Raw genomic sequence first — 26712 nt, 5'->3', positions numbered from 1 at the left:
CACTGCCTCGCCGATCATGGAGTTGTGGTGGGTAACAGAACGCCCGTAAAACCCCCAAAGTCGGCACCACAACTCCATGATCGCCAAGCCGGGCCGGCCCGGGCGCTTCCTGTCCCGGGTTGACCCGCCGGCTACCGCCCTGACGCAACGGTGTTGACTTCGAGGATCGAGCACACTCTTGGGCACGGCACATGACACGGGCCGGTATGGCACACGCGCACGGCACGGCACCGCCACGGCGCACGGCACCGCCACGGCGCTCGGCGCATGGCACGGCGCTCGGCGCATGGCACGGCAACGCGCCACGGCGGCGGAAGACGCTTGCCGGGGCACAGTGTCACGGAGTTGGGCGCTGCCCGGGGAGGTCGTGGATCGCGGTCAGGAAACGCGACTGGTCGTCGCGGAGTGCGGGTTGGGTGAGCCGGATCCACGAGCCGTCGTCGAAGACGATTGTGGACGTCAACTGCACGAACCCGGTCGCGCCGCGCTCCGAGTCGATGCGGGCCACCCGGGCGCGTGGCACGCTCCACAGCACCCGCGGTTGCCGCCGGTCGGGCCGGTCGGCGTCGGGACGAGGCCCCATCCGCAGCAGGTGCAGGTGGGTGTCGGTCACCGCGAGCGGGGTGCCCGTGTAGCGCTCCAGGAAGAGCAGCAGACTGCCGGCGAGGGTGGCGAGGTCGCCGCTGAAGACGTACCGGCGACGGTAGGCGATCTCGGCGAGCTGGTCGGCCAGCGGGCGGTACAGGCTGAGCCGGAACAGGGCTCGGAACGCCTCCTGCTCCTCGGTCAGCGCAATCGGCTCCCGCCGCACCCGCTGGTGCGGTGGGCCCGGCTCTGGTTCGGCCGCCTCCGGCACGCCGGCGGCGAGGGCACCGGCCCTGCCGGGTAGCAGCAGCACGCCCGCCGCCAGTCGGACCGGCGCCAGCACCGCGTCCACCCAGACCACCGGGTTGACGATGTTGAGCAGCCCGAACAGCACCTTCGGGTCGAGCGAGTCGACAACCTCGTCGGCCATCACGTGGGCGAGCTGCCGGCCGGCCTTGTGGGTGTTCGGGGCGCGAACCGGGCCGAGCCCCACGTAGCGCAGCTCCTGCCCGGGGAGCAGGGGCGCGACCAGGGCACGTTCGGTTTCGTCGCTGGTGCGGAACTCGTCGCGCAGCTCACGGGCCCTGTCCCGGGCGGCCCGCGCGCCGCCGAGCACCGCCTCGGTGAACCGACCGAACCGGCCCCGCTCCCCTGACATCACGCCTTCCTCCCTGGCGGCCCGCCGGCGGCTACCCGACGACATTCTGTCCGATCGACGCGACGCCGCCGCGCACCGCCTGGTCGACGATCTGCGACCGGGCACGAAGAGGCCGGTGGTGAGGGCGTCCGAACCCCAGGCGACGGCCGTGGACGCACGAGGTGCGACAAGAGCCGATCCGAGGTACGCCCGAAGCCGAGCTGCGACCAACGGATGCTCAGCCCGGCCCGGCGGCTGGGATCCCCGGCGAGAGCCGCCACGCGAACACCCGGGGCGCCGTTTGCCGCCAACCGATGACACGCGGACGGGTCCCTCCTGGCAGGAGACAGCACGCGACCGCGGACACCGGGGCACGTACCGCCCAGGGCAGCGGTGTCGATCACCCCCGAGGGGGTGGCGAACAACCGCTGGGCTGGGCAGCATGGGTGGCATGGACTACGAGTACGCGCCGCTGCGGCTGCCGCCGAACGTCGACCGGTTGACGGCCGCGGCGCAGTTGGCGATCCAGGCGGAGTTCTCCGGATGGGAGTTGGCCCGGGTGCGGTTGTACCGGGATGGCACGCGGCAGGTGGTGCTGCGACGGCGGCGGGTCAACCAGCCCCAGCCGGGCCTGTCGTACTGACTGGCCCGCGCCCTGCCTCGTCGATCATGGAGTTGTGGTGGGTGGTAACGACGCACCTGATCACCACAACTCCATGATCGGCCCGGTCTTCTAGTGCTGGTGCCCGGCGTGGTCGTGGTCGTCGTCGACTTCGAGGAACGGGTGCTCGTCGAGCCGGCCGACCAGCCGGTCGTCGACCGCCGGCTGGAACGGGCCGACGGCGTCGTCATCGTCGAACGACTCCAGGTCGACGGGGGTGCCCACCTCGCTGACCATGACCACCCCGTCGAGGGGCTCCAACTCGGGGACGTCCAGCGCGCCGAGCGAGCCGTCGCCACTCTGCAGCAACTCCAGCACCGCCTCGCCGACGCCCTCCACGGGCGCCGGCTCGTCGTCCTCCGGGGTGCCCTCGCGACGGGCCGCCTCGGCCACCCGCAGCAGCGCGGCGACGCTCGGCACCCGGTAGTCGCGACGCTGCCGCACCGAGATCACCCGGGGGTGCGGGTCGCTGGCCTCGGCGCCCTCGGGGCCGCCGAAACGCTCGTCGGCCTCGTCCGGGTCGATCGAGTCGACATCCCAGGGCGTCACCTCGCCGAAGGCGTCGAGCAACCGCTCGTCGTACGCGAAGGAGGCGTTGTTCAACGCCACGTACGCCTGCCAGACGTCGTCGTCGTCGACGCGGCCCTGTGCGGCGCGTACGGCGGCCAGGTGGTGGCGGGCCGCTTCGATCACCCGCTCGAGAGCGGCGTCCAGCTCACCGTGCTGGTCGGTCATGTGGGGCAGTCCCTTCACGTTAAGGAGGTCGCGCGCCGGGCGCGGCTAGCAGCTGCGGAGGAACCGGTCGAGAACCCGCACGCCGAACTGTAGTCCGTCGACCGGAACGCGCTCGTCGATGCCGTGGAACAACGCCGAGAAGTTCAGGTCGGCGGGCAGCCGCAGTGGCGCGAAACCGAAGCAGCGGATGCCGAGCTGCGAGAACGCCTTGGCGTCGGTGCCTCCGGAGAGCATGTACGGAACCGGGCGCGCCCCCGGGTCCTCGGCGCGCAGCGCCGCTGACATGGCCTCGACCAGGTCGCCGTCGAAGGTGGTCTCCAGCGCCGGCTGCCGCTGGATGTACTCGATCGCGATGTCCGGGCCGATCAGCTCGCGCAGCTGCCGCTCCAGCAGCTCGGACTGGCCGGGCAGGCTGCGGCAGTCGATGGTGGCGGTGGCCCGGCCGGGGATGACGTTGTCCTTGTAGCCGGCGCCGAGGCGTGTCGGGTTGGCGGTGTTGCGGATGGTCGCGCCGATGATGTTGGCGATCGGGCCGAGCTTGGCGATGGCCGTCTCCGGGTCCTCCGGGTCCAACTCGACACCGAGCAGGTCGGAGACCTCCTCCAGGAAGGCGCGCACGGTGTCGGTGACCACCACCGGGAAGCGGTGCCGGCCGATCCGGGCGACCGCCTCGGCGAGCGCGGTGACCGCGTTGTCGTCGTGCACCATCGAGCCGTGCCCGGGGCGGCCCTTGGCGTGCAGCCGCAGCCAGTCGATGCCCTTCTCGGCGGTCTCGATGAGGTAGAGCCGCTGGCTGTCGTTGACCGAGTAGGAGAAACCGCCGACCTCGCCGATCGCCTCGGTGCAGCCGTCGAAGAGGCCACTGTGGTTGTCCACCAGGAAGCGCGCGCCGTAGTCGCTGCCCGCCTCCTCGTCGGCGGTGTACGCGAGCACGATGTCGCGCGGTGGTCGCACGCCGGTGCGCTGCCAGTGCCGCACCACGGCGAGCACCATCGCGTCGAAGTCCTTCATGTCGATCGCGCCGCGGCCCCAGAGGTAGCCGTCGCGCAGCTCGCCGGAGAACGGGTGCACCGACCACTCGTCGGCGTCGGCGGGCACCACGTCCAGGTGGCCGTGCACCAGCAGCGCGCCCCGACTCGGGTCGGCGCCCGGGATGCGGGCCACCACGTTCGCCCGTCCCGGTGCGGACTCGTGCAGGACGGACTCGATGCCCACCTCGGCGAGTTTCTCCGCCACGTACTCGGCGGCGCGGCGTTCGCCGACGCTCGTGTCGTTGTCCCCCGTGTTGGTGGTGTCGATGCGCAGCAGGTCGCGGCAGAGGTCCACGACCTCTGCGGTGGGGTCGGGTCGGGCGGAGGCCGCATCGCTCGTCATCGCCTCTTCATACCAGTCGGCGCCGGCCGACGGGCCGGCGCACCGGTGCGGACCGCCCCGACCTGCCGGCGTTCCCGGGCCGGCGCATCGACGGGCCCGGTTTCGCCGATCCCGGGTTCGGGTACCGCCGCTCACGACCGTACGTCCCCTGCCGGAGCTTCCGCCCGCCAGTCGAGGAGGGCACCATGTCCGCCGTTCCCCTGCCGCCGTTGCCGCCCGCACCCGCGCCCGAGGAGGGCTACCGACCCGGTGGCCGCAACATCGCCGACATCGTCGACCGGGAGCACCGTCAACTGCTGGCGCTGCTGGACCAGCTGAGCGGCCCGGACGCCACCCCGCAGGAAGGACTGGCGGTGCTCACCGCCGCGCTGTCGCGGCACCTGTCCGCCGAGGAGCAGTATCTGCTGCCGGCGGTACGCGCCGCGCTGCCGGACGCCGCCGAGCGGGTGGACGCCGAGATCGGCGCCGACGCCAGCCTGCTCGCCGCCCTGAAGGGCCTGACCGACGAGGCGTTGAGCGAGGTCGCCGAGCGGGTCCGCCGACACGTCGACGGGGTGGGCGTGCTCGTCACCGAGCTGCGCGCCGTCGCGACCGAGGAGGAGCTGATCCGGCTGGGCAACCGGCTGGAGATCGCCGAGGAGGCGGCACCGACCCGACCGCACCCGGGCACTCCGGCCACCCCTCCGTGGAACCGGATCGTCGAGCCGGCGGTCGGGGTGGTGGACAAGGTGCTCGACGCGGTGACCCGCCGGCCGACGTACCTGGCGGACCTGCCGCGGGCACCTCGGGAGTGAGGGGCGACGGCGATTCCCAAGTGCATTCATTATCACCGATCCGCTTGGGCTATTCCGCCGACTGACGCGTAGTCATACCGTCACGGTATGAACCTGGAGCTGCGTCACCTGCGGGTGGTCTGCGCGATCGCGGAGACGGGGAGTGTGACAAAGGCGGCGTCGGCGCTCGGCCTGGCCCAGCCGGCGCTGACCGCCCAGCTCCAGCGCATCGAGCGGACACTGGGCGGCCCGCTGTTCGACAGGGACCGGCGCGGCGCCCGGCCCACCGCTCTCGGTGAGCTGGTGCTGGCCCGGGCCCGGGTGCTGCTGCCGGCGATGAAGGGTTTGCAGGACGAGGCCGCCCGCCTGGCCGGCGCTGGCGACGCCCCGCCGTGTTACCGCTTCGGTGGGGTGAACAGCCCGATCCTGGGCCGGATGGTGCACCGGTTGGCCGCCGCGCAGCCGCCCGCCCAGATCACCACGTTCGCCTCCTGGTCGGTGGACGAGTTGGCGCAGTTGGTGGCCGGGGGTCGACTGGACTTCGCGCTCACCGGTGTGTGCGGCGACGCCAGCCCGTCGGGCGGGTTCGGGTTGAGCTGGCAGGAGGTGGCCATCGACCCGGTGCTGGTGCTGCTGCCCGAGACGCATCCCCTCGCGGCAGACGACGAGGTGCGTCTGGCGGACCTACGTCACGAACAGTGGGTGGCCGCCCCGGGCGACGGCTGCTTCGGCGACTGCTTCGCCGCCGCCTGCGCCCGCGCCGGCTTCACCCCCCGCAAGGTGTACGAGACCGACATCCGTGGCTGCGTCGACCTGGTGGACGCCGGGGTGGGGGTGGCGTTGTGCCAGGCGACGTTCCGTCCGGTGGCCGGGCTGGTGACCCGCCGGATCGCCGGCACACCGCTGCGCTGGCGGCTCCTGCTCGGCTGGCACCCGGACTCGCCCGCCGCCCAGGGCGCCGACCTGGTGTTGGAGACGGCCAAGGCGGCGTACGTCGACTCGTTGGCCCCGCATCCGGAATACCTGTCCTGGCTGCTGAGCAATCCGGGGTTCGGTGTGCGGCAACCCACCGGGATCCGACCGGTCTGAGCCGGTATTCCCGGGCGGTGGCGGTGCGAACCGCCGTTGGCCGGGTATCTGGCGGACATGACCGACCTCTACCCGCCCGCCGACGACCGCGAACTGCTCCGTGAGGCGGCTGCCGCGCACACCGCCGCCACCCGTGCGGTGGAGGCGTTCCTGCGCCGCCTGCCGGAGGTGCCCGACCCGGCGGCCGTCACCGAGTACGCCAACCTGCTCACCCGGGAGGACCAGACCCGCGCCGAACGCGACGCCGCCGCCGACGCGGCGGGGCTGACCATCGCCAGCCTGGAACCGGACCAGGGTCAGTAGCCGGACGCGACGGTGCCGTCCCCCGCGCGGGGGACGGCACCGTCGTACGTGGGCTCGGTCAGCGTTCGACGAGCGGGTCGTGCCCCAGGTCGAGCAGCGAGTGCCGCCAGCTGTCGTCGGCGTTGCCCCGCGACGGTTTGGCGTCCATCAGCTCGCGGATCCGTTCGACCGCCTCCCGCATCACCTCGATGTCCTCCGGGGTGAGGTCGACCTTGCGCTTGTTCAGCACCTTGAGGATCTCCCGGCCCGGCTGGGGCAGGTCGAGGGTCGGGTTCGGGCTGAACGACTCCTCGCCGGAGCCGCGGGTCAGCAACCACGTCCGCAGCTGCTCCGACGGGACGTTGACCTCGGCGTGGAAGTCCTCCCAGAGCACTTCCACCTCGGGGTCGAGCCGCGCTTCGCGTACCATCGGGTCTCCTCTCGCAGGCGGTCGGTCGTCCTGGTGGGTCTTCGGATGCAGGCCCTCCGCGGGCACCCGCGTCCGGCGGGGATTAGCGGTGGGCGGCGCCAGGATCGGGTCGGGATGGTCGTCCTCGTCCCGGTGACCCGTGGGCTCGTGCGGGTCACCGGTTTCCCCTCGTCGCGCCGGCCCGCTCATCGCGGGTGCGTCGTCGTGGCGGCGGTGTACCCCCGCTCACCCGCTGTCACGTCGAAGGTGAGCGCGCCGTCGCGGACGTCCACGGTGACCTTCTGTCCCGGTGAGATCGCCGATTCCAGCAGCATGCGGGACAGGTGGTTGTCCACCTCCCGCTGGATGACCCGACGCAGCGGACGGGCACCGAACTCCGGTTGGTAGCCGTGCTCGGCGAGCCAGTCGATGCCGGCGGTGGTGAACTCCACCTGTAGGTCCTGGGCGTGCATGCGGCGGCGGGTGTCCTCCAGCAGCAGCGCGGTGATGTCGCGCAACTGCTCGGCCTCCAGTCGGCGGAAGATGATGACCTCGTCGATGCGGTTGAGGAACTCCGGGCGGAAGTTCTCCTGGAGGCGGCGCATCAACCGCTCGCGCAGTTCGTCGTTCTCCTGCTCGCTGCCCACGGCCCCGCTGCCGAAGCCGACCGAGCGCTGGGCGCCGGTGATCAGCTCCGAGCCGAGGTTGCTCGTCATGATCAGTACGGTGTTCTTGAAGTTCACGGTGCGTCCCTGGCTGTCGGTCAACCGGCCGTCGTCGAGCACCTGGAGCAGGATGTTGAACACGTCCGGGTGGGCCTTCTCGATCTCGTCGAGCAACACCACCGCGTACGGGCGGCGACGCACCGCCTCGGTGAGCTGGCCGGCCTCCTCGTAGCCGACGTACCCGGGCGGGGCGCCGACCAGCCGACTGACAGTGTGCCGTTCCTGGAACTCGCTCATGTCCACCCGGACCATCCGGTCCGCCTCGCCGAACAACGCCTCGGCCAGGGCCCGGGCCAACTCGGTCTTGCCGACACCGGTGGGGCCGAGGAACAGGAAACTGCCCATCGGCCGCTCCGGGTCGGCCAGCCCGGCCCGGGAGCGACGGACGGCCTCGGCGACCGCGGAGACCGCGTCGTCCTGGCCGACCACCTTCTGGTGCAGTTGCCCCTCCAGGCGCAGCAGCCGGTCCCGTTCCTCCTCGGTGAGCTGGCTGACCGGGATGCCGGTGGCCCGGGAGACCACCTCGGCGATCTCCTGCGGGCCCACCTCGGGCACCTGGGAGCCGGATGAGCCGTCCTCGCCGTTCGCGCGACGGATGTCCTCCTCCAGCTCGGAGATCCGGTCGCGCAGGGCGGACGCGCGCTCGTACTGCTCGTCGGTGACGGCCTGTTCCTTGTCCCGGCGTACCTCGTCGAGCTCCTGCTCCAACTCCCGCACGTCGGACGCGGGCGTGCGGGTCCGCAACCGCACCCGGGCGCCGGCCTGGTCGATGAGGTCGATGGCCTTGTCCGGCAGGAACCGGTCGGTGACGTACCGGTCGGACAGCTCGGCGGCGGCGACCAACGCCTCGTCGGTGAAGCGCACCTGGTGGTGGGCCTCGTACCTGTCGCGCAGCCCGCGCAGGATCGCGATGGTGTCGTCGACGCTGGGCTCGGGCACCAGCACCGGTTGGAAACGCCGGGCCAGCGCGGCGTCCTTCTCGATGCTCTTGCGGTACTCGTCGAGCGTCGTCGCGCCGATCACCCGCAGCTCGCCGCGGGCGAGGGCGGGTTTGAGCATGTTGGACGCGTCCATCCCGCCCTCACTGCCGGCGCCCCCCGCGCCGACCAGGGTGTGGATCTCGTCCATGAAGATGATCAGCTCGTCCCGGTGTGCCCGGATCTCGTCGATCACCTTCTTCAGCCGTTCCTCGAAGTCGCCCCGGTAGCGCGTGCCGGCGACCAGGCCGGCCAGGTCGAGTTGGACGACCCGCTTGCCGAGCAGGGTCTGCGGCACGTCGCCGTCGCAGATCCGTTCGGCCAACCCCTCGACGATGGCGGTCTTGCCGACGCCGGCCTCGCCGATCAGCACCGGGTTGTTCTTGGTACGCCGGGACAGGATCTCCACGGCCTGCTCGATCTCGTCGGCCCGTCCGATCACCGGGTCGATCTGGTCCATCCGTGCCAACTCGGTGAGGTCCTGCCCGTACTGGTCCAGGGTGGGCGTGCCGCGATCCGGCTTGGGCCCGGTCATCGGCCCGCGCTCGGCGTTGGCGGCCTGCAACGACTCGGGTTGGATCCGACCGGCGGCCAGCATCCGACCGGCCGGTGACTCCGGGTTGAGCGGCAACGCCATCAGGATGTGCTCGGGGCCGATGTAGTTGGCGCCCATCGCCCGGGACAACTGGTGGGCGTCGAGCAGCGCCCGCTTGGCGGCCGGGGTCAACGACAGGTTCGGCGGCACCTCGCCGCGCGGTGCGCCGTCGCCCTTTCCACCGAGGGCGTTGAGCAGGGTGTCCGGGTCGGCTCCGGCCCGGCGTACCAGGTCACGGAGTTGTTCGCGTTGCAGCGCCGCCCAGAGCAGGTGGTCGGTGTCCAGGTCGCTGCTGTGGCGTTGCGCGGCCCGCCGGGCCGCGTCGGCCAGCATCTCCCGGGCGTCGGCCGTCATCAGTCGGGTGATGTCGACCCGGTGCGGCGGTCGGCGTCCTCCCTCGCCCCGACCGAAGTATCTGGCCAGGAATTCGTCCCACGGGTCGGAGCCGGTGTCACCGGGTCCCATCATGTCTGTCCTCCGCAGTAGGGCGCGGCACGGTCGGCAGGGGCTACCCGGCGCGCGCCCCGACAAACGCCGCGGGAGGCGGAGCACCGGCTTTCCGGGAGTGGCGTCGGGCTGGGGCCGACGGTTGGTGGCAGGCTGGCGGGATGGATGAGACCCCGCTGCTGATCGTGGATGGCGCCAACGTGGTGGGCTCCCGCCCGAACGGGTGGTGGCGTGACCGTGCCGGGGCGGCGGCCCGTCTGCGCGACTCCCTCGCCCCGGTGGCGACCATCGGGCTGCCGGCCCGCCTGCCCGCCCCGGTGGAGGTGGTGCTCGTGGTCGAGGGGGCCGCGCGGGACGTGCCGGGCACCGACGGCGTCCGGGTGGTCTCCGCCCCGGGCTCCGGCGACGACAGCGTGGTCGACCTGGTCGCGGGCGCCCCGCGGCGACGCCGGCTGGTGGTCACCGCGGACCGGGAGCTGCGCGAGCGGGTCACCGCCCTGGGCGCGGAGGTGTACGGGCCCCGCTGGCTGCGCGATAATTGAGAAGTTCTCGCACCGGGAGTCCCACAGAACGGACTCCCGGCACTTCAGGGCCCCTACCGGACAGGTGGGCAGGAACACCGACAGGGCGGATGTTCTTTCGGCGCGGCCGATAGGCTCTAATGGAGATCTCCCCGCCCCCAGGAGGTTCCGCCGTGGCGAGCGTCGCCGAGCTGAAGGCTGCCATCGATGTCGCCCTCCAACAGATCGGCGACGGGCAGACAGCCGTGCAGGCCGCCGGCGAGAAGCTGGCCGAGGCGCAGCAGACCCTCGCCGGTGCGCTGGAGGGCAGCGGGCACGAGACAGTGGAGGCGGCCCAGGCGTCGCTGACACAGGCCAGCCAGGAGCTGGAGGAGTGTCTCGCCGCGACACTTGTCGCGGTCGAGCAGGCGCAGCTCTACGTCTCGACCCTGTAGGCCGCCATGTCCATCATCGAGGACGTCGGTGGGCAGGTCCGCGCCGCCAGCGAGGAGTTCCCGGTCGCGCTGCTCGGGCAGGCGTTGGAAAAGTTCGGCCTGGCCGCGGAGCGACTGCGCTGGGTCCGCCAGGAGTCGGCCAACCCGATGGGCGTGCCGGAGTTGTCCGCCGCCACCGAGCACGCCGAGAGCGCCGGCTACGCGCTGCGCGTCGCCCAGGAACAGCTCTCGGCGTACCTGGCGGCGATCGGGCTCGCCTCGGACGGGTCTTCGGCCCCCCGCCCCGAGCAACGCGCTCCTCGACACGACACGCCACCGGCGGCCGGGCCCACCGCTGTCGCGCCGGAGCCGACCGAGCAGGTCCGGATGCGCCGCTGGTGGTCGGTGCGGGTGGCGGAGCTGACCGGCGGGCGCGAGGGCTCCGACGACGAGCCCGACGAGCGGGTGGGCGACTCCCAGGAGCTGCTGCGCCGGGTGGTGGGTGGTGTCCGCTCCGGCGACCGGGACCGGCTGCGCAAGGAGCTGCGGCGGGCCCCGGCCGACGTGGGGTTGGGCATGGCGGCGCTGGCGCCACCACTGCTGCGCGAGCTGGCCGGTGAGCTGCTGGGGCACCCGCCCCGCGCCGCCGACCTCCCTCGGCTGCGCGGCGAGTTGGACGGGCGCGTGCGCGACCTGCTGCCCGGACTGCCGCCGCCGGTGCTGGAGACGCTGCTGACCCGGGTGTGCCGGATGCCACCGCCGCGCGCCTCCGGGGAGCCGTCGCACGCCGCCGACTCCGCGGTGACCGCCGGCGTGGCGACCGGGCTGCTGCTCGCCCGCCTCGGCCGGGACCTCCCCTCCGGCCCGAAAGAGCCGGCGGGCGCGGGGCAACCGGGCGGCGGGGAACGACCAGGCGGGGCGCCGCAACGAAGCGGGGCGCCGCAACGAGGCGTGGCGCAGCAACCGACGCGGGCTGGCCAACCGACGAGCACTGGGCAGGCGGGCGGGGCTGGGCAGTCGGGCGGGGCTGGGCAGGCGGCGGGCGCGGGTGCGCGCGCCGGCGGTGCGGCGCGGCGGCCGGGCACTGCCGGTGCGCAGCGCTCTGGTGGTCTGCCGCCGCGCTCGGAGGGTCTGCCGCCACGCGCCGAAGGGCCGCCGCCACGCCCCGATGGGCTGCCACCGCGCGCCGAAGGGCCGCCGCGTCCCGATGGGCCCCCACCGCGCTCGGGCAGCCCGTGGCGGGACGCGCCGACGCGTCGGGGCTCCGATGGCTGACCGGCGCGGTCAGCTGGCCAGGCGCGTGCGGGACACCCTGGCCGAGGCGTTGGGCGCCACCCGTACCCGGCTGTCCGCCGCACAGGCGGAGCTGACCGCCGGGCGGGAGCGGCTGGCCCGGGTCCAGCGGGCGGCGGCCGTCGTACCGGAACGGGTGGGCGCCCAGCGGGACCGCCGCATCGCCGACATCGACGCCCGCTACTCCGCCCGGATCGCCGAGCTGGCCCGCCGCGCCGCCGACGCCGCCCGCCAGGAGGCGCCCGGCTGCGCGGGCGCCGACTGGGCGGGGTGGACGCCGACGCCGACCCGCCGGGCGGAGCCGCCCGGCGCGCTGCGGGTCGGCACGGTCCGGATCGACGGTGTCGACCCGGTGCCCGCGCTGGTGCCGCTCCTCGACGCCGGCCACGTCCACCTCTCCGGCAACGACCGGGCCGGCTGCGACGCGGTGGTGTCCGCGTTGCTCCTGCGGGCCGCCGGCCGCGCCACCCCCGGCGCGGTCCGGCTGACCGGGTACGACCCGGAGCAGCTCGGCGGGGGCCTGGCCGGGTTCGCACCGCTGGGCACGGCGGGGCTGCTCACCTTCGTCGGCCCCGGCGGGCTGGGTCCGCTGCTGGACGACCTGGTGGAGCAGATCCGCCGGATCAACGAGACGGTCCTCGCCGGCGAGTACGCCTCGCTGCGGGAACTGGCCGCGGCGACCGGCCGACGACCCGAACCGTGGCGGGTGGCGGTGCTGCTCGGCGGTGACGAGCTGAACCGGCACGAGCGTGGCCAGTTGGACCGGGTCGTACGGGCCGGCCCGGCGTGCGGGGTGCACCTGGTGGTGCACGGTGTGCCGTTGCCCGACGATCCGACGGTGACCCGGGTGGTGGCCGGGGCCTCCGGCGCGCGCATCGGCGGGTCGGCCGGGCTGCCGATCCGGCTGGACCCGCCGCCACCGGCGACGCTCGTCACCGAGACCTGCCGGGAGATCGCCGCACAGGTCAACGCGGGCCCACCACCGACCCCGTTCACCGACCTGCTGCCCCCGCCCGAGCTGATGTGGCGGGAGGACTCCGCGGACGGGTTGACCGCGCCGATCGGTGAGGGGCCGCACGGTCGGCCGGTGCGGCTGACGTTGGGTGACTACCCGCCGCACGCGCTGATCGGCGGGCCGTCCGGCACCGGCAAAACCAACCTGATCTTCGCGTGGATCGGTGCCCTCGCGGCCCGTTACTCCCCCGCCGAGCTGGAGTTCTACCTGCTGGACTTCAAGGAGGGGGTGTCCTTCGCGCGGTTCGCGCAGGGCCGGCGCGACCCGAGCTGGTTGCCGCACATGCGCCTGGTCGGCATCAACGTCAACACCGACCGGGAGTTCGGGTTGGCGCTGCTGCGGTTCCTCGCCGAGGAGCTGCGCCGGCGTGCCGACGCGGCCAAGAAGCACGAAGTGACAAAGCTGGCCGAGCTGCGGGCCGTCGACCCGAACGGGCACTGGCCACGGATCGTCGCGGTGGTCGACGAGTTCCAGATGCTGCTGGCCGGTCGGGACGTGGTCGCCCGGGAGGCGGCCGACCTGCTGGAGGACCTGGCCCGGCGTGGCCGGTCGCAGGGCATCCACCTGGTGCTCGCCTCGCAGGACGTACGGGGCATCGAGGCGCTGTGGGGCCGCCCGGCGCTTGTCGCCCAGTTCACGCTGCGCATCGCGTTGCCCAAGGCGCTGCGGATCCTCGCCGAGCGCAACGACGCGGCGCAGTCGCTGCCCCGCTGGCACGCGGTGGTCAACGCCGAGTCGGGCATGGTGGAGGGCAACGAGGTCGCCCGGATCCCGTCGGCCAGCGACTGGGAGACGTGGAGCGGATTGCAGCACCGGCTGTGGCGGATGCGCCCGCCGGACGCGGCGCCGGCCCGACTCTTCGACGGCGACGCGATCCCCCGGCTGACCGACGCGCCGGACTTCCGGGCGCTCGCCGTACCCCCGGACGGAAGCGTGCCGCGCAGCCCGGTGGCCCTGCTCGGCGAGATCATCGACGTGCAGTCCCGGTCGGCGGCGCTGCGGCTGCCGCGCGCACCGGGGCGCAACCTCGCGGTGCTGGGCACCCGGGTGGACGAGGCGTGCGCGGTGCTCGACGCGGCGGCCCGGTCGCTGGCCCGCCAGCACCCGCCGGGCACCGCCCGGTTCTCCATCGCCTGCCTCGACGCGGACGCCGACCCGATGGCCCGTGCCCTCTACGACGACCTGGCCGACGACGCCGCCTGGTACGACGAGGAGACCGTGGGCGAGCTGATGGCCGAGACGGCCGACGGGCTGACCGGGCCGGGCAGCCCGCACTACCTGCTGCTGTTCGCTGTCGACGCGGCGGCCGGCACACTGGCCGCCCGCGCCGGCCGACGCACCGGCCTGGAGCAGCTACGCCGGATCATGCACGACGGGCCGGAACGACGCACACACGTGCTGGCCTGGTGGCGCGGCGTGGCAAGGATGCGCGCCGACCTCGGAGGGCCAGCCGCCCGCACCGACCAGATCGGGGCCTGGGTGGCGCTGGACGCGCACGGTGGCGAGCTGGGTTCGTCGCTGTACCCGGGCACCGGCGGCCCCGACTGGTATCCCCGCCCCTGGCGGGGGCTCTTCTTCGACCGGGCGGTCCACCGCACCGGACAGGTGATCATCCCCTACGGACCGTCGCGGTGAACGAACCAGTGGCCAGTGAGACGTACGCGGCGCAGTTACGGCGACTGGCCGAGCTGACCGCACGGGTGCACGAGCAGCGCGCCGAGGCGCACACCTGGTACGAGCGGCAGTGCGCCGCCGCCGAACAGGCCGTCGCCGACGCCGCCGAGCAGGTCCAGGATGCCGAGGTGGAGCTCGTCGAGGCGCGCGAGCAGCAGGAACGGGTCGACGCCGAGGTGGCGCACCTGTGGCAGCAGGTGCGTACCCGCCTCGGTGCCCGTCGCCTCGGCGGCCCGCCCGCACCCGCGGCCAGTGACGGGGCCACCGACGCGGTGCTGCTGCTCACCCGCGCCCGGGACCTGCTCGACCGGGCCGGGCAGCCGGGTGAGCTGCCGGGCTCGGTCAACCCGCTGCTGGCGCTCTGCGGGGTGGCCGGCGCGGTGCTCGCGTACGCGCTGGGGGCCGGGGCGCGGGCGTTGGGCGTCGGGTACGGCGGCGACCTGGCGGTCGGGATGCCGGTGCTCGCGCTGGTGGTGACCCTGCTCGGGCCGTTGGTCGGCCTGGTGCCGGCGCGGGTGCTGGCCGATAGGCGGCACGCGGTGCTCGGCCCCCGGCCGATCACCGTGGTCCTCGGCGCGGGCATCCTGACCACCGCACTGCTGCTGGCCCTCGGTCGCTGACCGATCAGTCCACCGAGGCTGTCGAGAAGCCGACCGCCGGCGCGGCGAAGATCAGCGCGCGATCTTCGCTACGGTACGTCCGATGGTCAGCTTCCTCCTCAGTCACCGCGCCGCCGACGACAACGTCGTCGCGCGCCTGCTCGATGACGCGCTGACCGCTCGATTCGGCAGCGGCAGCGTCATTCGCGACGATCCCGGCGCGGTCATCTCCGCCGCCGAGCGTCGGCGCCGCCTGTCAACCTCGGCGGCACTCATCGTCGTGATCGAACCTCGCTCACCCGGCGAGTCGGCAGTACTCCCGGGCATCAGCCGACGGACGATCGCAGCCGCCCTCCAACAGCAGGTTCCGGTCATTCCGGTGCTGGTGGACAACGCCGAACTGCAACGCGGGACGCGCCTGCCCGAACCGCTCCGACCGCTTGGCCAGCAGCACTACCGGCGGGTCCACCGGACCAGCGCTCCGGCGGACATCGGCTACCTGGTCGACGACCTGGCGACGAGTTTCGACCCGGAGACCGCACCGGCCGGGCCCGCGATCCCGCTGATCCTCAGCGTGGCGCCGGTGCGGTGGTCCATGCCGCCCCCCAGTCACTGGCCATCGGCGGCGATCGTCTACTCGACCCGTCGGGATGGTCTGGAGGTCGCCGACAGTGACCGACTGACGCCGTGGCAGCACCTGAGGTTCGTGACACGCCACGAGGTGGACACCAGCGACCACTCGGTCGTCGTCGACCTCCGGCTGCCCACCGAGGGTGGCGCGTACCACTTCGAGGCGTCGATCGCCGTGGGCTTCCGGGTGACCGACCCGGCGCGGATCGTCCGACGCGCGGTCACGGACGCGGCGGTCCTGGTCCGCGAATTCCTGCTGGACACCTGCCGGCCGATCACGTCGCGGTACGCCATCGATGAGGTGATCCGAGCCGAGGCAGCCATCCGCCGACGGCTCGGTCAGGACACGTCCGCTTCCGACGGCATCACCCTGCGCCTGAGAAGTGTGCGGCTTGCCCTCGACGAACGAGTCGGTCCCTACGTGCGGGAGCGCGAGGTGAAGCGAGCGCAGGACGACCTGCGCGAGCGAGCGCGCGCCGTGCGGCGGCCGGAGCGAACCGCGAGGGCCGATGCCGGCGAGCAGACCCACGGTATCCGGATCGGGTCTGGCGAGTTCGACGTCGGTGTGTTGGCGCGTGGCGACCACGCCCAGGCTCTCGGCCGTGACGCCTACGTCAGCGAGGACCGAGCGATACCGACGTTCACCGGACCGCCGACCTCGTCATTTCCGGACGTCACCCCGACGCCGGAGCGGCTGTTGGTGGCGCGCGCGCCCACCCGGGTCCCGGCGGGGCAGGATCTGAGCGTCGAGGTCCGGCTCGTCACCGAGGGACGATCGGTTCATCCGGACGCCGTGACGGCACGGGTGCGACCTTTCCTCGTCGCGGCCGCCGGCACGCCGGTGACCGTGACCGTTCACGCGCCCGCCGGCCTGCACGCCGAGGGACCGCTCCAGCAGACCGTGTTGGTCCTGCCGGACGACGATCCGGATCCGGTCCGGTTCGGTTTCGGGGCGCGTACCCCGGGGTTGCATCGCGTCGACGTGACCGCCTGGGCCGGGGGCACGTTCCTCGGTGAGGTGTCGGTCGAGGTCTCCGTCGCCGACGGTGGGCCGTTCCGCGACGGCCAACCGAAGACGGCGCCGATGGGCGCGCCGGAGGCGCGGCCGGGCGAGGTCACCATGGAGGTCCGGTTCGACGGCAGCCGGTACACCTTCCAGTTGCGGTCCGAGGCGGCGCTGTTCGCCCCGGTCGTCGAGTCGGTCACCAACCCACCGAACGCCGCGGTGGAGTACGCCATCCGGGAGTTGCAGCAGTTGGCCGCGGGTGGTTCCCGCTACGGCGCGGCGATGGCCCGCGAGGTCATCCGGTCGGCGGGCATCCAGCTGTGGTCGGAGCTGGTGCCGGCCGACGTGCGGGACCAGTTCTGGAAGGTCGGCGCCGACATGAGCGCCTTCACGATCGCCACCGACCACGACGTGGTCCCGTGGGAGCTGCTCTATCCGCTCAGCGCTCAGCGCGACGCCGGTTTCCTCGTCGAGCAGGTCCCCGTGGTCCGTCGCACCTACGGTCAACGCCGGAACGCGACGGTCGGCCTGCGCAACCCGCGCTTCGTGGTGCCCACGAAGGCCCCCACCGGGGCGCACGAGGAGATCGCCAGCATCCGCGCGATCCTCGGCGCGGCCGACAGCGAGCCCATCACCAGGGCCGACGAACTCCTCTCCCTGATCAATTCGGGGACGCTGGGAGCGACCCACTTCGCCTGCCACAACACCTTCTCGTCGGACGGCTCGTTCATCGACATGGACGGCGGCCGGTTCAAGCCGGCTCTGCTCGCCGAGGCCAGCATCCGGAAGCTGCTGGCGGAGACCGGCCCCCTGGTGTTCATGAACGCGTGCCGGAGCGCGGGTGTGGCCCCGACGTACACCAGGATGCTCGGCTGGGCGCAGCAGTTCATGTCCTCCGGTGCGGGCGCTTTCGTCGGCACGCTCTGGGCGGTGCGCTCGGACAGCTCGGCGCGCTTCGCGACCGCGTTCTACCGCTCCCTCGCCGACGGCGCGACACTCGGCGCGGCGGCCCTCGCCGCGCGGGTCGAGCAGCAGGACGACCCGCTCGACCCGACCTGGCTGGCCTACACCGTGTACGGCGACCCGTTCGCCACCGCCGCCGTCTGAGCTGTCGGTAACGCAACGTGTGCAGAAGGGGTGGTGCGGTATGGACGTGATCGACTACAGCGTGCCCGTCGAGGAACTGGTGTCGGAGGTGAAGTACGCGGTAGAGCGGGCTGGCATCTCCTCGACCGACGAGGGCCGGGACCTTCGGGTCGCCTCCGTTCAACTGATCCTGAGCGCGGTCGTCACCACGAAGGCCGGCGGTGGCGTGGACTTTCGGGTCCCGGTGATCGGCTGGAAGGTCAAGGTGGGTGGCAACCGCTCCCACCAGAAGACCCACACGATCGACATCACGCTCGTCGCCGAGGATCTCCAGGACCGGCACGAGCTGCGGCACAGCGCGGTCGCGGCGACGCTGGTGGACGCGATCGCCACGATCCGCGCGGTGGTCGCCGCCGGCAGCGGCGGTGGCGACCCGCTGGTGCTGAAGGCCGGCACTGTGGAACTCGTCTTCGGCGTCACCGAGCAGGGCACGATCTCGGTCGGCGCGGAGGGCGAGCTGACCGACGAGATCACGAACACGCTCCGGATCGAGCTGGTCGCGGCGAACCCCGGCTAGCTCAGGCCGGGACCAGGACGGCCTCGCGGAGCAGGCGGCGGGTCAGGGTCACCCGATCGGCGTCGTCGGGCAACCCGGGCAGGTCGCCGACGCGGGTGACAGCGCCACTGAGCAGGACGCGAACCGCCGGCTCACAGCTCGCCGGCAGGGTGATGGTGCGGTCGAACAGCCGCAGCGCCACCATGTCCGCGCCGTGCGGCGCCACCTGCCAGCGCAGGCCGGGCCGCAGGATGACACGTGTGTCGGCGGCCAGTGTGGCGAGCGCGTCGGCCTGGGCGAGCGGCCGGATGGGCGCCGGGCGGGCAGCCGGCCAGGCCCGTTGGCGCAGCCGCGCGGCGACCGCGCCCGGGTCGGCGCGCAGCAGCCAGTCGCGCAGCGCCTCCACCGTCTCGGTCAGCTCCGGCTCGATGGCGTCCGGGTCGGCGACGTCGGTGCCGAACGGCAGGGTGGCCCGCAGTCGCTGGTCCTCGGCTGCCAGCGCCAGCAGCTCCTCGACCAGGGCGTACCGGGTCAGCGCCCGGATGCCCACTGTCAGGTGCAGCGAGCTGGCGTCCTGCGCCTGCGCGCTGTGCAGCCAGCCCCGGGGCAGGTAGAGGGCGTCGCCGGGGGCGAGTACCACGTCCAGCGCGGCGGGGCCCTGCGCTGTCGCACCGACCTCGTCGGCGCGGCCACCCCACTGCTGTTTCTCCAGCGGGTCGGGCAGCACCGGCGGGTGGATCCGCCAGTGTTTGCGGCCGTCGACCTGGAGGACGAACACGTCGTGCGTGTCGTAGTGGGTGGCGAAGCCCTGACTGCCGGCCGGGGTGAGGTAGGCGTTGATCTGTAGCGGCTGGTTGAGCGCGAGGCCCAGGTCACGGGCGAAGTCGACGAGCGGTGGCCAGAGCCGGTGCAGACCCTGCAACACCAGCGTGGCACCGGAGGCGTACTGCTCCAGGACCCGCTCGTCGAGCACCTGGTCGCCGATCTCAGCGCCGGCACCACCGCCGCCGGTCCAGCGCGCCGCGGGCACCAACTGGCCGTCCTTGGCAACCCGCAGGAACGGGGTACGCAGACCGCGCCGGCTCAGCAACTCGTCGGCGTCGGCGGGGCTGAGCAGGTCGGTGAAGCCGGCCGGGTCGGGCAGCTCGGCGGCGCGGGACAGCAGCGGGGTGTGGCCCCAGTGCGCGGCGGCGAACTTGGCCGGTTCGACCGAGACGCAGCGGGCCAGCGCGGCGTCGGCGGCCGTTGACGAGACCGCCGGGCGGCCGTGGCCGCCCGGCGGGTCGAGGTGCGTCATGGTGTGCCGCTACCGTGCGCTGCCGTCGGCGCCACCGTCCTGCTGACCCGGCGTCGCACCGCCGTCGGCGGGACCTTCCGCGCCACCGTCAGCGCCACCGTCGTGCTGACCGGGGGTCGCGCCACCGTCGGCCGGGCCCTCCGCGCCACCGTCAGCGCCACCGTCGTGCTGACCGGCTGTCGCGCCACCGTCGGCCGGGCCCTCCGCGCCACCGTCAGCGCCACCGTCCTGGTGACCGGCTGTCGCGCCACCGTCGGCCGGGCCTTCCAGGCCGCCGCCGCCCGTGGTCTGCATGTCGTCGTCGTTGAGTGCCATCGGTACTCCCTCGGGTGTGCCGCCCCGCCGTACGCCGGGGTCCGTCGTGCTGCGGGTGGTACCCCACGCGCGATCTTCTCTAACCCTCACCGTAGACGTCGAAGCGAGGCGACACGGGCGGTTCGCGGGCGGCGGCGCAGAGTGTCAGGATGGGACGGTGATCCTGGTGGGCACGTCCGGCTGGCAGTATCGGGACTGGCGGGGCCGCTTCTATCCGCGGCAGCTGCCGCAGCGGTTGTGGCTGGAGCACTTCGCCGACGGGTTCGCCACGGTGGAGGTCAACAACGCCTTCTACCGGCTGCCGGAGCGGGACACCTTCGCCGCCTGGCGGGCACGCACCCCTGCGGATTTCTGCGTCGCGGTGAAGATGAGCCGCTATCTCACCCACATCAAGCGGTTACGTGACCCGGCCGAGCCGGTGGCCCGGTTCCTCGGGCGGGCCACCGCGCTCGGTGACCGGCTCGGCCCGGTGTTGCTGCAACTGCCACCGAACCTGCGGGTGGACGTCGAGGCGCTCGACGCCACACTGCGGCTGTTTCCCGCCGAGGTGCGGGTCGCGGTGGAGCCCCGGCACCCGTCCTGGTGGACCGACGCCACCCGGGCGGTGCTGGAACGGCGGCGGGCTGCCCTGGTCTGGGCGGACCGGCTCGGGCGACCTGTCGCCCCGCGCTGGCGTACCACCGACTTCGGCTACCTGCGGCTGCACGAGGGTCGGGCCCGACCCTGGCCCCGGTACGGTCGTGCCGCGTTGCGGTCCTGGGCGCACCGGTTGGCGGACGCGTTCGGCACCGACGAGCCGGCGTACGTGTACTTCAACAACGACCCGGGCGGCGCCGCCGTCGTGGACGCCGTGGCGTTCGCCGCGCTCGCCCGTCGGACCGGGCATCCGGTGTCCCGCGTGCCGACCGCCGCCGAGGCGGACACCTCCGGCGACTGAGCCCGCCCGACGACAGCGACTGAGCCCGCCCGACGACAGTCGGGCGGGGCTCGCACGTGTCGGGCCGGGCCGGCCCGTCAGGGCATCATCGTGGCCAGGTCGGCGGGCATGGTGTCCTTCACGTCCTGCCACTCGCCCTGGGTGACGTGTCGGCGCAGGGTGTCGAGCACCACCTGCGTCACCCGCTCCGGGCCGCCCTCCGCGTCGTACGGGAAGCCCTGGCGGACCTCGTAGAGGAAGTCGTCCCGGTTGAGCTTGATCGGCACGTCCGACGGGACCCACCCGTCGAAGTAGATGCCCCGCACCAGCACCGGCAACTGCTGGGCGAACTCCACGCTCTCGTCCACCGGCAGCCGGTCACGCAGCAGGTGCAGCACCGTGCGCAGCGCCGCGTACGACTGGTTGCGCCGATTCTTCGGCCAGCCGTAGGCGTTCTCGATGTCCTTCAGAATGAGGTTCGTCTTGTCCAGCGACGATTCGAACGCTGAGATCATCGCGTCAGCCATCGGTCGACCCCCGTTCCGTGCTGTCCCACCGTCGGTCGTCGCTGCGACGTGGCGGCCCCACCGGGCCACGACGGGCCCGCACCGGGCTGCCCTGCGGGGCGCGCCGGGCGTTGTCGGGTGTGCCGACCACGTGCAGGACGGCTCCTCGCCGTCGATCCGTCACCACTCGTACCGTCATCCCCCGTCACCTCCGTGTCGTCTCCGGCGTCGGCCACCCGCCGGGCGGCCGCACCCACCGCGTCCACAGTGCCGGCGGACGGGGTGAGCCGGCACCACCCCGATCGGGTGAGCCGGACGGTCAGTCGGTGTCGAGGAGACTCGCGAGGGTCTTCGCGTTGGTCTGCGCATAGTCCCGGTAGCAGTTGTTGAAGAGCACGTGGGTCTGGCCGGCCTGGTCGGCCAGCTCGCGTAGCTTCGGCGCCCAGTCGGCCGACTCCCGCTTGGAGTAGTGGTAGCCGAACTTCTCGTGGATGTCCTTGCTCGTCCACTTGTCGCTGTGGCCGTGGAACCGCACGACCGCGAGGTCCGCGGTGGCGACCAGCACCGGGGGCAGCGACGAGCGGTGGCCCTGTGGCATGTCCACGCAGACGTACGGCAGGTCGTGCTCGCGCAGGAAGGTCAGGGTCTCGTCGGCGTTGTCACCGTCGAACCAGGATGCGTGCCGGAACTCGTAGACAGCGCGTAGTGGCGCGCAGCGCTTCGCCACCTCCAGCAGGTACTGCTTGTTGGCCCGCTTGATGGTGAACCAGGGCGGGAACTGGAACAGCAGTGCGCCCAGCTTGCCCGCCTCGACGAGTGGGTCCAGCGCGGACAGGAACCGCGTCCAGACCTCCTCGTACGCCTGCGCGGGCAGGTCGTCGGGGTAGACGTTCTTCTTGTCGGTCTCCGGCCGCAGGTCCTTGTAGAGGGCACTGACCCGGGTCGGGTGCCCGGTCAACAGGCTGAACGCCTTGATGTTGAAGGTGAACCCTTCGGGGGTGCGCTCGGCCCACAGCCTCGCGGTCGCCTCGGCGGGCGGGGAGTAGTAGGTCGCGTCCACCTCGACGAGCGGGAACGTGCGGGCGTAGTAGGCCAGTCTCTTCTCCGGGGTGTCCGCGGTCTGCGGATACCACCCCGCGTCCAGCAAGGTGCGGTCGGTCCAGGACGCGGTGCCCACCAGGATGTCACCCATGGGTGAAGTCCATCGCGTTGTGGACCGACCGGCAACCGCTGGCGTCGCTCAGGCCGCCCGCCGTTCGCGGGTCTGCTTGCAGGACACACAGGTGGTGGCGGCCGGGAAGATCTCCAGCCGCTCCACCGGGATCGCCGCCGAGCACCCCTCGCACCAGCCGTAGGTGCCCTCGGCGAGCCGGCCGAGGGCGTGCTCGTACTGGGCGCGGCGGTCGAGGATGGTTCGCAACAGTGACTGCGCGGTGTCCCGCTCGGCCGTCTTGGTGCCGCTGTCGGCCTGGTCGTCGCCGGCGGTGTCGCCGACCTCCACCAGCCGCAGCACCTGGCTCTGGAGGACGGCCTGGTCGTACTCGGCGGTCAGCTCGTCGTAGCGCGCCTGGAGGGAGAGCCGAATCTGGTCGATCTCCGCCTGGGGACGGGTCGTGCCGACCGTGTCGTGGACGAGCATCGCTGCCTGCCTTTCCTGGGCCTGTGGCTCACGGGAAACGGGTGCCGGCGGCGTCGTGCCCCGGTCACTGTCGCGTTCGGTACGCGGGCGGTCACCCGCGCTCTGTGAGCCGGGCGAGTACCCGCCGGATGAGCCGAACAAACCGACGATTTCCCGACTGTTGTCAGGCGTCGCGGTCGGCTTCCACGAGCGCCGGATGGCGGGGGTCGTCGGCCCGGACCACCACGTCGGCGAAGCTCGCCGGGGCGACCTCCTCGGCGTACCTGTCGAAGGCGGGCAGGGCCCACTCCTGGGCCGGGTCGGTACGTCGGCGCAGTGCCGCCGGGGACAGCTGGAGGTGGACCGTGACGTCGAAGGGCAGGCCGCCGCCGAGCAGCAGTGGGCCGCTGACCAGGACGACGCCCCCGGGTGGCAGGTGCACGTACCGGGCACGGCTGGCCCGGTCGGCGTCGGCGTCCCAGAGGGACGGGAGCAGCCGCCCGGTGCCGCCCGGGCCGGCCGGGTCGAGCACCTCGCGACGCAGCCCGGCCTCGTCGACCCAGTTCTCGTAGAAGGAGTCGGGGTTGGTGCGGCCCAGCTCGAAGCGCAGCGACGCGGGGCGGAGGAAGTCGGTGGCGCGGACGTGCAGCACCGGACGACCCCTGGCGCGTAGGGGGTCGACGAGCGCGGCGGCCAGGTCGTCGGCGCCGGCGGCGGGAGCGCCGTCCACCGCAACCCGCAAGAGGGCAGGCCCCGCGGCACCCGTCGCGGCGCGACCCGCGGCGTCGGCCAGCCGGCTGGCCAGCTCGTCGATGAGCAGGTCGGGCGAGATGGGGCGGATGCGCACCGGATCATCCTGCCCCGTGCCGGGCGGGTCGGTGACGCCGGTCAGCCGGTGCGGTCGATGGTGACCCGGGCGTCGTCGGCCAACCGGTAGCCCACGCCGTAGACGGTGGTGACCAGTGGGACGTCCACGCCGACCTTGCCGCGCAGCCGGCGCACGTGCACGTCGACGGTGCGGACGCCGGCGTGCTCGTAGCCCCACACGGCGTTGAGCAGTTGCAGCCGGGTGAACACCCGGCGCGGGTGGGCGACCAGGTGCAGCAGCAGGTCGAACTCCAGTCGGGTCAGCGGCAGCGGCTCGTCGTCGCGCAGCACCGAGCGGGACGAGGCGAGGATGTGCAGGACCGGAATGGTCGGGCTGAGCGCCCGGCCCGGCGACCGGTTGGCGGGTGCCTGGTCGGGCCGGCGTTCGCCCGGGACGGCCCCGATGATCACGCCCTCGCCCCGCTCCAGCATTTCGCGGGCGGCTTCGAGCAGCCGGCGTGCCGCCGGCGTCAGCGACTCCTCAGAGGCCAGCGGGATGGACAGCGTCACGGTGAGCACGGGCGCGGCGGTGTTCGCCGGGCGACGTTGGCCGCCGGGAGGTCGACCGGGCACCGAGGGTTGGGACGTATGCCATCCGGCGCGCGACGAGGCAGGGCTGACCGACATGGTCCTCCTTGGGCTGATCCGGGTATCTCCCCACGGCCCGGGACGCCGCTTCATCGATGTTTCCCGGCGCTCGGGCGAGGGTCAAGGGGCGGCCGCGTTGCATGACTGTGACAATTGACTTACACATCGGAGCCAGGTGCTCGCTCTGCGTGTGAGGTCAGATGATTACAGCAGAGCCCACACGATGCGCCGTTACGGGGGTCCCCGTCCGGTTCACCTGGGCGTTCACGTGACCGCCGGCCCGGCGCTCAGCGACTGTGGTCCACGCTGATCCGCGCATCGTCGGCCAGCCGGTAGCCGACCCCGTAGACAGTAGCGACCAACTCCGATCCGGCCAGCTTGGCGCGCAGCCGGCGCACGTGCACGTCCACGGTCCGGGCCACCGCGTGCTCGTAACCCCACACGTTGGACAACAACTGTAGGCGGGTGAAGACCCGGCGGGGCCGCTCGGCCAGGAACAGCAGCAGCTCGTACTCGATGCGGGTCAGCGGGACGACCCGGCCGTCGCGGCGGACCAGCCGCGAGCCGGCCAGGATCTCGACGTGGTCCGCGCCGGTCGGCGGCGTGGCGATGGCCGGGCTCGGGACCGGTCGCGGCGCCGGCGCGACATTCTCGACGGTACGCAGCTCGCCCTCCCCCGACTCGGCAAGCTCACCGAGCAACTGCACGAGCCGGGCCAGCCGCGGGCTCATCGGCCCGGGGACGAGGTCGAGGGTGATGGTCAGGGTCGGTGCGGTGCGCGGCCGCGCCGGGCGCAGCCCGGGGTGACGGCGAGTGGGGATGGCGACGACGGACATGGTGCCTCCTGGGTGGCGGTACGCCTGCCACGCCCGGTGGGGCGTGACAGTCAGTGGCGCGCCCGCCCGGTGTTGACCGGGGGCGCGGAAGGGGTGGTGCGGTGCAGCGGGGTCGGGCCGAGGGCCGGCAGACCGGCGATCCGCCAGGCGGCGAACCCACCCGCCACGTCGGTGGCCCGGTGCAGGCCGATGTCCTGTAGGGCGGCGGCGGCCAGTGACGAGGTGTAGCCCTCCTGGCAGAGGATCACCACGGGCACGTCGTAGTCGACCGCCTGCGGGAGCCGGGCCGGACAGCGCGGGTCGAAGCGCCACTCCAGCACGTTGCGCTCGACCACGAGCGAGCCCGGCACCATGCCGTGCGCGGCCCGCTGCGCGGCCGGCCGGATGTCGACAAGCAGCGCTCCGGCCCGGTACGCCAGGTGCGCCCGCTCCGGGTCCAACCGGTCCAGGCGGGCGCGTGCGGCGCCCAGGATCTCGTCGATGCCCCGAGAGCCCGGCGGCGGCACGGGGGCCGGACAGTGCTCGGCGGTCAGCTGCATCATGGGTTCCTTCCAGTGACAAGAGTGGATCGTGCGTGGCCGACCCTCACCAGGACCGGCCGGCCTCGGCGACCTCGGCGACCCGCAGCCGTCCCTCGTCGAGGTGATAGCGGGTCATGCGCAGCAGCGCCGGCCGGTAGACGTGCACGCTGACCGCCGGCATCGACCCCTGGTTGGTCACCTGGTGCACGTGTCGGGGGCCGAAGCGACGACCGACGCCGGCGGCCAGCAGCCGTGGGCGCAGCCGACCGGCGCTGACCGTCTCCTCGGTGAGCGCGCCGTGCACGACGCGGAACGCGCCGGCGGAGCCGCCGTGGTCGTGCAGGTCGGTGCCCTGCCCGGGCAGCCAACTCAGCGCCCACACCTCGTGGTCGTCGCCGACGTCGAGGCGCGCGTACCACCGTTGGGCAGGGTCGAAGCACAGCGCGACCGGCCAGCCGGCCGGGTCGGCCCACCGGGCGGCGACGGTGAGCAGGTCGGGCTCCGGGCGGCGGTGCGTCATGGCGGTTCCTCGCGGGTCGTTCGGCGGGGTGCCCTCGTACTCTAGACGGCAAAGCCTATAGGTTTAGTAGGTAATACCGCCTGGTGGGACGCCGACTCGTCCCCCGGCGGTCAGCGCAGCACCGGAGGGTCCGCCCGGTAGCCGGGCACGGAGGGCCACCGCACGGTCAGCACCACCGACGCGCGCTCGGCGTACCAGGAGTGGTCCACGCCCCGGCCCCACACCACGTAGTCGCCGGGCACGGCCAGCCGTACCGTCCGGTCCGGCAACTCCACCCGGAAACACCCCTCGACCAGGACGAGCAGGGTGGTACGTCGTTCCCCGGTCGCCCACCGCGAGCGGGCCTGCCCGGGCGGATGCACGCCCCACTTCACCTCGACGTCGGTGCTGTGCCGGATCTCCCCCGGCGGGGCGAAGTGCCCGAGCAGCCAGCCGGCGTTGGTGGCGCCGTCGACGCCCGCGTTGCCCACGTACACCGTCTCAACCATCGGACCCTCCCCAGCGCGCCGGCCGAGCAACCTATCAGCACCACGGCGACCAAGGCCTGTTTCACCAGAACTGGCCGGCCTGCGGCGGGCCCGGACGGCGACCGGTGGCGTTGCGGTTTCGTTCCGATAGCGGCGGCCGGGATCAGCGTGGCGGTGGC

29 protein-coding genes are annotated in these 26712 nt (G+C 73.0%); 12 read left to right on the top strand and 17 right to left on the bottom strand.

Annotated features, from left to right (window positions below; genetic code table 11):
- Positions 1-337: 337 nt before the first annotated feature.
- Positions 338-1246, bottom strand: a complete 909-nt coding sequence (locus tag AB0A95_RS32950) for a hypothetical protein (protein ID WP_357559661.1) — start codon at positions 1244-1246, stop codon at positions 338-340.
- A 427-nt stretch (positions 1247-1673) separates the two neighbouring features.
- Here AB0A95_RS32950 and AB0A95_RS32945 point away from each other — a divergent pair, with 427 nt between their 5' ends.
- Positions 1674-1865 (top strand): DUF5703 family protein, encoded by a 192-nt coding sequence (locus AB0A95_RS32945; protein ID WP_013734349.1) that lies wholly within the window; start codon positions 1674-1676, stop codon positions 1863-1865.
- Between the two features lie 90 nt (positions 1866-1955).
- On the opposite strand, the gene AB0A95_RS32940 is transcribed toward AB0A95_RS32945, so the two are convergent.
- Both AB0A95_RS32940 and AB0A95_RS32935 read right to left on the bottom strand, forming a co-directional pair.
- Positions 1956-2618 carry a hypothetical protein gene (locus AB0A95_RS32940; protein ID WP_357559659.1) on the bottom strand — a complete coding sequence of 221 codons (663 nt, stop codon included), beginning with the start codon at positions 2616-2618 and terminating at the stop codon, positions 1956-1958.
- Positions 2619-2663: 45 nt separating this feature from the next.
- Positions 2664-3992 (bottom strand): M20/M25/M40 family metallo-hydrolase, encoded by a 1329-nt coding sequence (locus AB0A95_RS32935; RefSeq protein ID WP_357559658.1) that lies wholly within the window; start codon positions 3990-3992, stop codon positions 2664-2666.
- Between the two features lie 185 nt (positions 3993-4177).
- Here AB0A95_RS32935 and AB0A95_RS32930 point away from each other — a divergent pair, with 185 nt between their 5' ends.
- From AB0A95_RS32930 to AB0A95_RS32920, 3 genes are all read left to right on the top strand, one after another.
- A complete protein-coding gene (locus AB0A95_RS32930) occupies positions 4178-4786 on the top strand; it encodes a hemerythrin domain-containing protein (protein WP_357559656.1) in 609 nt (202 codons plus the stop codon).
- A gap of 87 nt (positions 4787-4873) precedes the next feature.
- Positions 4874-5854, top strand: coding sequence for a LysR family transcriptional regulator (locus AB0A95_RS32925; protein WP_357559654.1), 981 nt, complete (start codon positions 4874-4876; stop codon positions 5852-5854).
- 57 nt (positions 5855-5911) lie between these two features.
- Positions 5912-6157 (top strand): hypothetical protein, encoded by a 246-nt coding sequence (locus AB0A95_RS32920; protein WP_357559653.1) that lies wholly within the window; start codon positions 5912-5914, stop codon positions 6155-6157.
- A 58-nt stretch (positions 6158-6215) separates the two neighbouring features.
- On the opposite strand, the gene AB0A95_RS32915 is transcribed toward AB0A95_RS32920, so the two are convergent.
- Together AB0A95_RS32915 and AB0A95_RS32910 are read right to left on the bottom strand one after the other, a co-directional pair.
- Positions 6216-6566 carry a DUF3140 domain-containing protein gene (locus AB0A95_RS32915; protein ID WP_357559652.1) on the bottom strand — a complete coding sequence of 117 codons (351 nt, stop codon included), beginning with the start codon at positions 6564-6566 and terminating at the stop codon, positions 6216-6218.
- Between the two features lie 185 nt (positions 6567-6751).
- Positions 6752-9310 (bottom strand): ATP-dependent Clp protease ATP-binding subunit, encoded by a 2559-nt coding sequence (locus tag AB0A95_RS32910; protein ID WP_357559651.1) that lies wholly within the window; start codon positions 9308-9310, stop codon positions 6752-6754.
- 140 nt (positions 9311-9450) lie between these two features.
- Here AB0A95_RS32910 and AB0A95_RS32905 point away from each other — a divergent pair, with 140 nt between their 5' ends.
- The 7 genes from AB0A95_RS32905 to AB0A95_RS32875 all read left to right on the top strand — a co-directional run bounded on the left by AB0A95_RS32905 (position 9451) and on the right by AB0A95_RS32875 (position 18103).
- A complete protein-coding gene (locus tag AB0A95_RS32905; RefSeq protein ID WP_357559650.1) occupies positions 9451-9831 on the top strand; it encodes a hypothetical protein in 381 nt (126 codons plus the stop codon).
- Between the two features lie 152 nt (positions 9832-9983).
- Entirely contained in the window at positions 9984-10244 is a 261-nt protein-coding gene (locus AB0A95_RS32900; protein ID WP_007076395.1) for a hypothetical protein, read from the top strand.
- Positions 10245-10250: 6 nt separating this feature from the next.
- Positions 10251-11498, top strand: a complete 1248-nt coding sequence (locus tag AB0A95_RS32895; protein ID WP_357559648.1) for a hypothetical protein — start codon at positions 10251-10253, stop codon at positions 11496-11498.
- Complete coding sequence (locus AB0A95_RS32890; RefSeq protein WP_357559647.1) at positions 11491-14166, top strand: FtsK/SpoIIIE domain-containing protein; 2676 nt, start codon at positions 11491-11493, stop codon at positions 14164-14166. The genes AB0A95_RS32895 and AB0A95_RS32890 overlap by 8 nt, the downstream gene beginning before the upstream one ends.
- A complete protein-coding gene (locus AB0A95_RS32885; RefSeq protein ID WP_357559646.1) occupies positions 14163-14825 on the top strand; it encodes a hypothetical protein in 663 nt (220 codons plus the stop codon). Before AB0A95_RS32890 ends, AB0A95_RS32885 begins: the two co-directional genes overlap by 4 nt.
- Before the next feature lie 82 nt (positions 14826-14907).
- Positions 14908-17547 carry a CHAT domain-containing protein gene (locus AB0A95_RS32880; RefSeq protein ID WP_357559645.1) on the top strand — a complete coding sequence of 880 codons (2640 nt, stop codon included), beginning with the start codon at positions 14908-14910 and terminating at the stop codon, positions 17545-17547.
- A gap of 40 nt (positions 17548-17587) precedes the next feature.
- The gene (locus AB0A95_RS32875) at positions 17588-18103 is read left to right on the top strand and encodes a trypco2 family protein (RefSeq protein WP_357559644.1); all 516 of its coding nucleotides are present in this window, start codon (positions 17588-17590) and stop codon (positions 18101-18103) included.
- Position 18104: 1 nt separating this feature from the next.
- On the opposite strand, the gene AB0A95_RS32870 is transcribed toward AB0A95_RS32875, so the two are convergent.
- Together AB0A95_RS32870 and AB0A95_RS32865 are read right to left on the bottom strand one after the other, a co-directional pair.
- Positions 18105-19379 (bottom strand): cupin domain-containing protein, encoded by a 1275-nt coding sequence (locus AB0A95_RS32870; RefSeq protein WP_357559642.1) that lies wholly within the window; start codon positions 19377-19379, stop codon positions 18105-18107.
- A 9-nt stretch (positions 19380-19388) separates the two neighbouring features.
- Positions 19389-19694: a hypothetical protein gene (locus AB0A95_RS32865; RefSeq protein WP_357559641.1), complete on the bottom strand. Its 306-nt coding sequence runs from the start codon at positions 19692-19694 to the stop codon at positions 19389-19391.
- 157 nt (positions 19695-19851) lie between these two features.
- On the opposite strand from AB0A95_RS32865, the gene AB0A95_RS32860 reads away from it, so the two are divergent.
- Positions 19852-20631 (top strand): DUF72 domain-containing protein, encoded by a 780-nt coding sequence (locus tag AB0A95_RS32860; RefSeq protein WP_357559639.1) that lies wholly within the window; start codon positions 19852-19854, stop codon positions 20629-20631.
- Positions 20632-20708: 77 nt separating this feature from the next.
- Here AB0A95_RS32860 and AB0A95_RS32855 read toward each other — a convergent pair whose 3' ends face one another.
- The 10 genes from AB0A95_RS32855 to AB0A95_RS32810 all read right to left on the bottom strand — a co-directional run bounded on the left by AB0A95_RS32855 (position 20709) and on the right by AB0A95_RS32810 (position 26554).
- Positions 20709-21137, bottom strand: coding sequence for a DUF2267 domain-containing protein (locus AB0A95_RS32855; protein ID WP_357559637.1), 429 nt, complete (start codon positions 21135-21137; stop codon positions 20709-20711).
- A complete protein-coding gene (locus tag AB0A95_RS32850; protein WP_357074184.1) occupies positions 21130-21315 on the bottom strand; it encodes a hypothetical protein in 186 nt (61 codons plus the stop codon). The genes AB0A95_RS32855 and AB0A95_RS32850 overlap by 8 nt, the downstream gene beginning before the upstream one ends.
- 120 nt (positions 21316-21435) lie before the next feature.
- Entirely contained in the window at positions 21436-22308 is an 873-nt protein-coding gene (locus AB0A95_RS32845) for a DUF72 domain-containing protein (RefSeq protein ID WP_357559636.1), read from the bottom strand.
- 48 nt (positions 22309-22356) lie between these two features.
- Entirely contained in the window at positions 22357-22755 is a 399-nt protein-coding gene (locus AB0A95_RS32840; RefSeq protein WP_357074189.1) for a TraR/DksA C4-type zinc finger protein, read from the bottom strand.
- A gap of 163 nt (positions 22756-22918) precedes the next feature.
- The gene (locus AB0A95_RS32835; RefSeq protein WP_357559634.1) at positions 22919-23581 is read right to left on the bottom strand and encodes a uridine kinase; all 663 of its coding nucleotides are present in this window, start codon (positions 23579-23581) and stop codon (positions 22919-22921) included.
- 41 nt (positions 23582-23622) lie between these two features.
- Positions 23623-24228: a winged helix-turn-helix domain-containing protein gene (locus tag AB0A95_RS32830; protein ID WP_357559633.1), complete on the bottom strand. Its 606-nt coding sequence runs from the start codon at positions 24226-24228 to the stop codon at positions 23623-23625.
- Positions 24229-24476: 248 nt separating this feature from the next.
- Positions 24477-25025: a winged helix-turn-helix domain-containing protein gene (locus AB0A95_RS32825; RefSeq protein ID WP_357559632.1), complete on the bottom strand. Its 549-nt coding sequence runs from the start codon at positions 25023-25025 to the stop codon at positions 24477-24479.
- 50 nt (positions 25026-25075) lie between these two features.
- Positions 25076-25567, bottom strand: a complete 492-nt coding sequence (locus AB0A95_RS32820) for a rhodanese-like domain-containing protein (protein WP_357559631.1) — start codon at positions 25565-25567, stop codon at positions 25076-25078.
- A gap of 43 nt (positions 25568-25610) precedes the next feature.
- Positions 25611-26066 carry a cysteine dioxygenase family protein gene (locus AB0A95_RS32815; protein WP_357559630.1) on the bottom strand — a complete coding sequence of 152 codons (456 nt, stop codon included), beginning with the start codon at positions 26064-26066 and terminating at the stop codon, positions 25611-25613.
- A 110-nt stretch (positions 26067-26176) separates the two neighbouring features.
- Entirely contained in the window at positions 26177-26554 is a 378-nt protein-coding gene (locus AB0A95_RS32810; protein ID WP_357559629.1) for a signal peptidase I, read from the bottom strand.
- Positions 26555-26712: the final 158 nt, after the last annotated feature.

It is taken from the genome of Micromonospora sp. NPDC049230, from assembly GCF_040647875.1.
In the GTDB taxonomy this organism is placed as follows: Bacteria; Actinomycetota; Actinomycetes; order Mycobacteriales; family Micromonosporaceae; genus Micromonospora.
The sequence above is the reverse complement of the archived record's forward strand: the minus strand, read 5'-3'. Positions and strand labels throughout refer to the sequence as shown.